Annotated in this window: 7 protein-coding genes; 5 read left to right on the top strand and 2 right to left on the bottom strand. The window is 37.2% G+C overall.

What is annotated here, in order from left to right:
- Positions 1-66: 66 nt before the first annotated feature.
- A complete protein-coding gene (locus CHI06_RS27890; RefSeq protein WP_095251893.1) occupies positions 67-417 on the bottom strand; it encodes a DUF3905 domain-containing protein in 351 nt (116 codons plus the stop codon).
- 129 nt (positions 418-546) lie between these two features.
- Between CHI06_RS27890 and CHI06_RS30130 the strand changes: the two genes are divergently transcribed.
- Together CHI06_RS30130 and CHI06_RS30875 are read left to right on the top strand one after the other, a co-directional pair.
- The gene (locus CHI06_RS30130) at positions 547-708 is read left to right on the top strand and encodes a hypothetical protein (protein WP_179158415.1); all 162 of its coding nucleotides are present in this window, start codon (positions 547-549) and stop codon (positions 706-708) included.
- Positions 708-839 (top strand): hypothetical protein, encoded by a 132-nt coding sequence (locus CHI06_RS30875; protein ID WP_257009493.1) that lies wholly within the window; start codon positions 708-710, stop codon positions 837-839. The genes CHI06_RS30130 and CHI06_RS30875 overlap by 1 nt, the downstream gene beginning before the upstream one ends.
- A 22-nt stretch (positions 840-861) precedes the next feature.
- Here CHI06_RS30875 and CHI06_RS27885 read toward each other — a convergent pair whose 3' ends face one another.
- Positions 862-2,604 (bottom strand): B12-binding domain-containing radical SAM protein, encoded by a 1,743-nt coding sequence (locus CHI06_RS27885; RefSeq protein ID WP_095251892.1) that lies wholly within the window; start codon positions 2,602-2,604, stop codon positions 862-864.
- A gap of 302 nt (positions 2,605-2,906) precedes the next feature.
- On the opposite strand from CHI06_RS27885, the gene CHI06_RS27880 reads away from it, so the two are divergent.
- The 3 genes from CHI06_RS27880 to CHI06_RS27870 all read left to right on the top strand — a co-directional run bounded on the left by CHI06_RS27880 (position 2,907) and on the right by CHI06_RS27870 (position 7,444).
- Positions 2,907-3,920 carry a 2-oxoacid:acceptor oxidoreductase family protein gene (locus tag CHI06_RS27880; RefSeq protein WP_095251891.1) on the top strand — a complete coding sequence of 338 codons (1,014 nt, stop codon included), beginning with the start codon at positions 2,907-2,909 and terminating at the stop codon, positions 3,918-3,920.
- Positions 3,920-6,214, top strand: coding sequence for a thiamine pyrophosphate-dependent enzyme (locus CHI06_RS27875; RefSeq protein ID WP_095251890.1), 2,295 nt, complete (start codon positions 3,920-3,922; stop codon positions 6,212-6,214). The genes CHI06_RS27880 and CHI06_RS27875 overlap by 1 nt, the downstream gene beginning before the upstream one ends.
- Positions 6,215-6,367: 153 nt before the next feature.
- On the top strand, positions 6,368-7,444 hold the full coding sequence (locus tag CHI06_RS27870) for an ATP-binding protein (RefSeq protein WP_257009492.1): 1,077 nt from the start codon (positions 6,368-6,370) through the stop codon (positions 7,442-7,444).
- Positions 7,445-7,448: the final 4 nt, after the last annotated feature.

Below are 7,448 nucleotides of genomic sequence, written 5' to 3'. Positions count from 1 at the left end.
GTCTCGTGCCTTACGCTGCAATTCAACAGAGTGCCAAAATAAAATTAGCTTCCACACAGCCATTATTTAATCACTGCCCTTACTAACATCCTTGTCTGGGTGCATGAAGGGATAGGCTTGGGGTTTCTTTTTACTCTCTAGCAATTCACGATTTTCTGCTGTATTCCAGCCAATATCATTTGTTGGGTGAACCCATTCGTCCCCGGCCATAATTTCTGGATCGGTATTTTCAGTCCAATTTTCCAAAGGAGAGTTTGGTGAAGAATATAAACTATCTCCGATCACAACGCCATGTTCATTTATGAATGGAGGCTGCATTTTAATTCCTGTTCCTTCGAAACTTGGTGCATTAATTTGATGTGGGATTGTTTCGTTCATCGTTGGATTATCTGGTTTTTGCTTTTTCTTATTGGTCATCATTCTCACTCCTATTTTTCTTTATTTTTCACTTGATCCACAAATTTATTTATGAAAAATAAGGAAGTGATTGAATCCCTGTTTTTGAAGAAAACTAAAGATGTAACATAATGATAGGAGGACGAAAAAATGGCTAAACGAAAAGCAGAATTTGATGCAGTAAAAAAATATTCTAAAACGCCGCATAAGAATGTACAGGAAAGTGAATTCTCAGCAGAATTTACTGATAATAATAACGCAATCAGATTTGCAAACCGTAATTCTAAACTTGGAAAAAAAGGAAGAAGTTAATGAAAGAGCAGAAAAGCGTGCAAAACACACGTGAAGAATTTAGTATTGAATTTGGTGACGTAAATGGAATAAAGCTATATGAAGTACTTCATGCGAACAAGGACAATAAAAGGTCATCAAAAAAGAAATAAGCCGGCTATATGCCGGCTTTCTTTATCCTATATATGAAAAGATTAGTGTTCCTTTGTTTGCAGGATCAAAATAAGCGATTAAATTAGAAGGCTGTTTTAAAACTTTTCCAGATGATAAGTATTCCGAAAGATTAAAGGACAGCTCTTCAATCATTGTATGCTTGTATAAATCCTTCTCATCAAGTCCTAGATCTAAGTAGGTCTTCCCTAGGATTGATGGTTTTTCTACAATATGTTTATAAATTTCAGTTCTAGTTTGTTTAGTAAAGCTTTGTTCCCACCAAGGCTTTCGCGGCTTGTACTTATGGTTTATTAAATAATCATATTTCATCAGCCCAGCAATAATGTCAAGGTCACTCACAGACTGATATTCCAGGAAAGAGTATAATCTACGGAATAAATCTTCTAATTGATGGCCAATTCTTGACCAACCCTGTCCATCCCAAAAGGAGCCAAACTCCTGGAAAAAGTCAAAAGGTGAAGGAAACACGTTCGTTACTAAATACTCAATTGTATGATTCATGCGATGGTCATTCCAATACTTTTCTAGCACATCCTCCACCTGTTTGATTCTGAGAATATCATCAAAGGGCAGGACATTATTCCCCAAAATTTCATATGGCGAATGATCCATATATACATACTCATGTTCAGTAGCACGAAGTCTAAGCCCAGTTCCCCTAAGCATTTTCAAAAAACCTAACTGTAATTCTTCTGGACGAAGTTCAAAAACATCATTAAACGTTTTCCGAAAGGATGCATAATCTTCCTCAGGCAGACCGGCGATTAAATCAAGGTGCTGGTCGATTTTTTTGCCATCCTTCACCATAGTAACTGTTCTTGTTAGTTTTGCAAAATTTTGTTTCCGCATGACAAGCTCATTTGTATAATCATTTGTTGATTGAACACCAATTTCAAAGCGAAATAAGCCTTTTGGTGCTTCATTATTTAAAAATTCAATAACCTCAGGTCTCATGATGTCAGCAGTAATTTCAAACTGAAAAACTGTTCCAGGAAGATGCTCATCAATTAAAAATCGAAACATTTCCATCGCATAACTTCTACTAATATTAAATGTACGGTCAACAAACTTAATCGTCTTTGCCCCATTAGCCATAAGATAACGAATATCTTCCTTGATTTTCTCCCTGTCAAAATAACGTACCCCTACTTCAATGGAAGAAAGACAAAATTGGCAGTTAAATGGACAACCCCTGCTTGTTTCAATATAGGTGACACGTTTACCTAAATGCACTTTATCTTCAGGGAATTGATAGGGGGATGGTAGTTCCTTTAGGTCGAGCTTATTCATTTGGGGTGTAACTTTTACTTTTCCATTATCACGATAGGCAATTCCATGGACATTTTTATAGCTGCACTCTCCCGTCAATTCAGAAAGCAGCTGCTTAAATGAATGTTCACCCTCACCCATCACAATAAAGTCGACATTTGGAAGTTTTTCCATCCATTCTAAAGTATCATAAGATACTTCAGGGCCACCGAATACAATCTGAATAGAAGGATCAATTTTTTTAATCATATTGACAACCTTAATGGTTTCTTCAATGTTCCAGATGTAACAACTAAATCCAATAATTGTTGGTTTTTGCTGATAGAGGTCTGACACGATGTTCATAACAGGATCCTTTATCGTATATTCCTTTAATTGGATGTTAAATTCCGGAGCAGCGAAAGCCTTTAAGCAGCGGATTGCTAAGTTTGTATGTATATATTTAGCATTTAAGGTACAACAAATAACGTTCATTGTAAAACTCCTTCGGTAAATTTAAAACAATAGTATATTATATCCTACTTTTTTTAAAATTCATAATCGGAATAAAAAGTGTCTGTTATATCACAGAAGTAAAGCTGTTATATACATAATATGCTAAGTAAAAACCATATAAAATAACGTTTTGGTTAAATTTTTTAAAGGTGTTATAGAATTATTTTGCTAATGTTTGATTTTTGTCACAGCGTAATAAAATGATATATCCTACAATGAATTTGGGGAATTTATATTTTTGTATTTTCTGTGTTTTTTTGTATAAGAAGGGGAGGGACATTATGTCTATATTACCAAAGAAAAATGAGCTTGGTTTCTTTGAGATTCGTCTTGAATCAATTGGGGGGCTTGGAGCAAATTTAGCTGGAAAAATGTTAGCCGAGGCCGGAGTGCTAGGTCTAGGCTTGAACGGATCTAATTTCTCATCATATGGCTCTGAAAAGAAAGGTTCACCTGTTAAAAGTTTTATCCGTTATTGTGATCCAGATGTTGAAATAAGAGATCACAGCCCAATAGAGCAGCCACATATTGTTGCTGTATTTCATGAAGCACTATATAGAACAGTCGATGTCGTTAGCGGATTAAATGCTGATGGAATCGCACTTGTAAACTCAGCTAGAGATTTTGATGAAGTGAAAAGGGATCTAAAGTTAGAATATGGCACACTTGCTATTGTCGACGCTTTAACGATTGCAGTTGAAGAAAAGACAAAAGTAAACACTGCGATGCTCGGTGCGTTATATCGTATTTGCGATTTTTTAGATCCTGATTCTATGAGAAACGTTATTCGCAAAACTTTTGAAAAAAAATACCCGCATTTAGTTGAACCAAATATTCGTACGTTTGACCGTGGCTATAATGAAGTTCAATTTAAATCCTATGATGTGCCAGAAGGGGCAGAAGGTAAAAGTTTTTCTCGGCCATTGCCACAATTAGGGTACATGACCCAGGAAATCGGCGGGGTAATGACTACTCAAGGTAATAGTATATTAAAAGATTTAAGTGGTTCACGACAAGGATTTCTTCCACAGTTTGAACAGGATAAATGTATCCACTGTGCTGCCTGCGATAATGTCTGTCCAGACTATTGCTTCGTTTGGGAAGCTGGCGAAGATAAGAAGGGTAGAAAGCAAATGTTCCTTAAAGGGATAGATTATCAATATTGTAAGGGCTGTTTAAAATGTGTTGAAGCTTGTCCAACTGACGCATTAGGTGATCTTCGTGAAATGATTGGATATGCAGATGCAAACCGTGTAAAACAGAACTTTCCGTATCTAGCAGGGGGGATTTCATAATGGCAATTTTAGAAGATAAGTTAAAGAGTCAAGGGGTCGCTGACCAGCTTTCAACATTTGAATCCGGAAATGAAATGGCTGCTATGGCAGCTGCGCAAATTAATTATCATATTATGGGGTATTTCCCAATTACACCTTCTACAGAAGTAGCACAATTTCTGGACCAAATGAAAGCCCGTGGTGAGCATGATATTAAGCTGATTCCAGCTGATGGTGAACATGGTTCTGCTGGTATTTGCTACGGTGCTTCAGCTACCGGTGCAAGAGTATTCAATGCAACAAGTGCAAATGGTCTTCTTTATATGATTGAACAGCTTCCAGTTCAATCTGGAACCCGCTTTCCTATGGTTATGAATCTTGTAACACGTGCGGTTAGTGGACCTCTTGATATAAGAGGAGATCATTCTGATCTTTACTTTGCGTTAAATACTGGCTGGGTTATCTTAACTGCTAGTACGCCGCAAGCTGTTTATGATATGAATATTATGGCTCTGAAAATTGCTGAACATTCTAAGGTCCGTCTGCCGGTTATCGTTGCCTACGATGGATTCTTCACTTCTCATCAAAAGCGAAGAGTTGAGTATTTCAAGGATCGTAGTGTCGTGCAGAAATTTGTTGGTGAATGTCCAACAGACTATCATTTTGCGAGAGATCCAAAAAAACCAGTAACAATTGGTGCTCATATGAATGGTGATGACCTAATCAATAACAATTTCCAACAATCTGAAGCAATTTACGCTGCTGGTGAGGTATATAAAGAGGTTGCAGCAGAATATGCCCGTATATCCGGCCGTGAATACTCAGTGCTCGATTTATATGAAATGGAAGATGCGGAGGTTGCATTATTCCTCTTAAACTCTGCTGGTGAATCAGCTAAAGATGTAGTAGATAAATTACGTGCAAAAGGAATTAAGGCTGGAGTAATCAGCCCGAATGTTATCCGTCCATTCCCAGCGAAGGAAATTCGTGAGGCCCTTAAAAATGTAAAAGCATTATTAGTTGGTGAACGTGCAGATTCCTATGGGGCAAATGGACCAAATTTAACACATGAAGTGAAATCTGCCCTTCAAGAAGACCGCGAAAATCAAACAATCGTGTTAAGTCGAGTTTTCGGTCTAGGGGGTAAGGATTTCTACGCTTCTGATGCACATAAGTTCTTCGATATGGCCATCGATGCAATGGAAAAAGGCTATGCTGAAAAGCCATTTGATTATTACGGTCATGTTCCTGGTAATCCAGATAAAATTCTTAAGCCAGTAATTACACCTCAGCACGGTGATGTATACAGATCTGGTTTAATTGATGTGAAAATGGATGAAGAAACAAACAAACTAAAGGTGAAAATACCTCCTCTTCGTGCATTGACTGGTAAGCCTAAGCGAATTGCTTCCGGACACGGTGCCTGCCCTGGGTGCGGAATATTTGGAGGATTGGAATTATTCTTTAAAGGAATTGAAGGTGACATCGTTACATTATTCCAAACAGGCTGTGCGTACGTAACAACAACTTCATATCCGCACAGTTCTCATAAACAAACTATGATGCATAACTTATTCCAAAATGGTGCCGCTACGTTATCTGGAACACTTGAAGCGTTTATGGAATTAAAACGCCGCGGTGAAGTCGAAATGTCTGACGATGCCACGTTTGTCATGATAACTGGTGACGGCGGAATGGACATTGGAATGGGGTCTGCCATAGGAACTGCGCTTCGTGGACATAAGTTGATTATGCTCGAGTATGATAATGAAGGCTATATGAATACTGGCTCACAAATGTCTTATTCTACTCCATTGGGTCATATGACAAGCACATCAGGTGTAGGGAAAGCACAGAATGGAAAAGGATTCCATCACAAGGATACGGCGCAAATTATGGCGGCAACAAATATCCCTTACGTATTTACTGGTTCGGAAAGCTTCCCGCAGGACTTAGTTAAAAAGGGTGCGAAAGCACAGTGGTATGCACAAAATGTTGGAACTGTTTATGGTAAAATCCTGATTACCTGCCCGCTTAACTGGAAATCAGAGGATCGTTATGGGACTACTATTTTGGAGCAAGCTGTAAATTCATGTTTCTTCCCTCTGTATGAGATTGAGCAAGGTGTTACCAGCATTACCTATAACCCAGAAGATAAAAACAAACGTGTGGCTATTTCTGAATGGCTTAAATACATGGGAAAAACAAAACATATGTTAAAAGAAGAAAACAAATCAATCTTAGAAGAATTTGAAGCAGAAGTTGAAAAAAGATGGCAGCGTCTTAAAGCAAAGCACGAAAATCCATTTCTTTAAATGGTATAGGTAAAGCGGGAATTTCTACGCTTTACCTTTTTTAAGTTTTCCAATGTAATAAATTTGTCAAGTAAAAAAGGATTTTATTTAAAAGTGTAGAATATAGGATATATGATATTACCTTATTTTGGGTTTCGTGGGGCGGGTGAATAAGTGGAGAATACAGCGAAACAGAACGAGGCATTGGCTGGTGAACAAAAATTCCGGAGAATATTCGAAGATTCAATGGACGGATTGATTTTATGGAACGACGAGTATCAAATTGTCGATATCAATTACTCTGGTGAAAGAATCTTTGGTCTTTCTAAAGATAGACTGTTTGGGAAGCCCCTATTAGATTTATTTAATTCTGTAGAAGAGAAAAAACAGGAAATTATGAATCATATCGAACAAGCAATGCAAATTGGCAAGCAATGTTCTACTATTGTAATTGAAATGATTGACGGGACAATGAAACATTTTGATTACTCAACTAAGCGCCGAATAGTTGATGGTCTGAATTTAACCGTTATTATTGATGTAACGGAAAAAGCCAAAATGCAGGAGCAGTTGAGAAAGTCTGATCGATTAAGTATTGTTGGTGAGCTTGCGGCTGGAATTGCACACGAAATTAGAAATCCCATGACAGCATTGAAGGGGTTTATTCAAATACTAAAACCTAGTATTAAAGCTGAACATTCTATGTACTACGATGTGATTACCTCGGAGTTAGCGAGAATTGATTCGATTATTAATGAGTTCTTAATCCTAGCAAAACCTCAGGAAATTAGATTTCAAGAGAAAGACGTCTGTCAAATTATGAGGGAAACGGTTGATTTATTAAGTGCTCAAGCAGTGTTATACAATGTCCAATTTCATACAGACTATGAGGCCTCGTTGCCATTCGTTTATTGTGAGCCCAATCAACTAAAAAAGGTTTTTATTAATCTAATAAAAAACGCTATTGAAGTCATGCCGAGCGGTGGACAAATTACAATTATGATAAATAAAACAGAGGAACAAAATATACAAATATGTATTCAAGATGAAGGAATGGGTATTCCAAAGGATAAAATAGTAAAACTCGGAGAGCCCTTTTATACCACAAAAGAAAAAGGTACAGGATTAGGATTAATGGTCAGCTACCGAATTATTGAGGAACATAATGGGACCATTCAAGTTGAGAGTGAAGAGGGAAAAGGAACACTCTTTAAGATTACGTTACCATTAAATCATTTTATAAAAAATTAAAAAG

It is taken from the genome of Bacillus sp. 7884-1 (genome assembly GCF_002272245.1).
GTDB lineage: Bacteria > Bacillota > Bacilli > Bacillales > Cytobacillaceae > Neobacillus.
This window is presented reverse-complemented; position numbering and strand designations above follow the sequence as displayed.

Coding starts and splice junctions, on each gene's coding strand:
- CHI06_RS27890 (WP_095251893.1), bottom strand. CDS start 417: ATGACCAATAAGAAAAAGCAAAAACCAGATAATCCAACGATGAACGAA.
- CHI06_RS30130 (WP_179158415.1), top strand. CDS start 547: ATGGCTAAACGAAAAGCAGAATTTGATGCAGTAAAAAAATATTCTAAA.
- CHI06_RS30875 (WP_257009493.1), top strand. CDS start 708: ATGAAAGAGCAGAAAAGCGTGCAAAACACACGTGAAGAATTTAGTATT.
- CHI06_RS27885 (WP_095251892.1), bottom strand. CDS start 2,604: ATGAACGTTATTTGTTGTACCTTAAATGCTAAATATATACATACAAAC.
- CHI06_RS27880 (WP_095251891.1), top strand. CDS start 2,907: ATGTCTATATTACCAAAGAAAAATGAGCTTGGTTTCTTTGAGATTCGT.
- CHI06_RS27875 (WP_095251890.1), top strand. CDS start 3,920: ATGGCAATTTTAGAAGATAAGTTAAAGAGTCAAGGGGTCGCTGACCAG.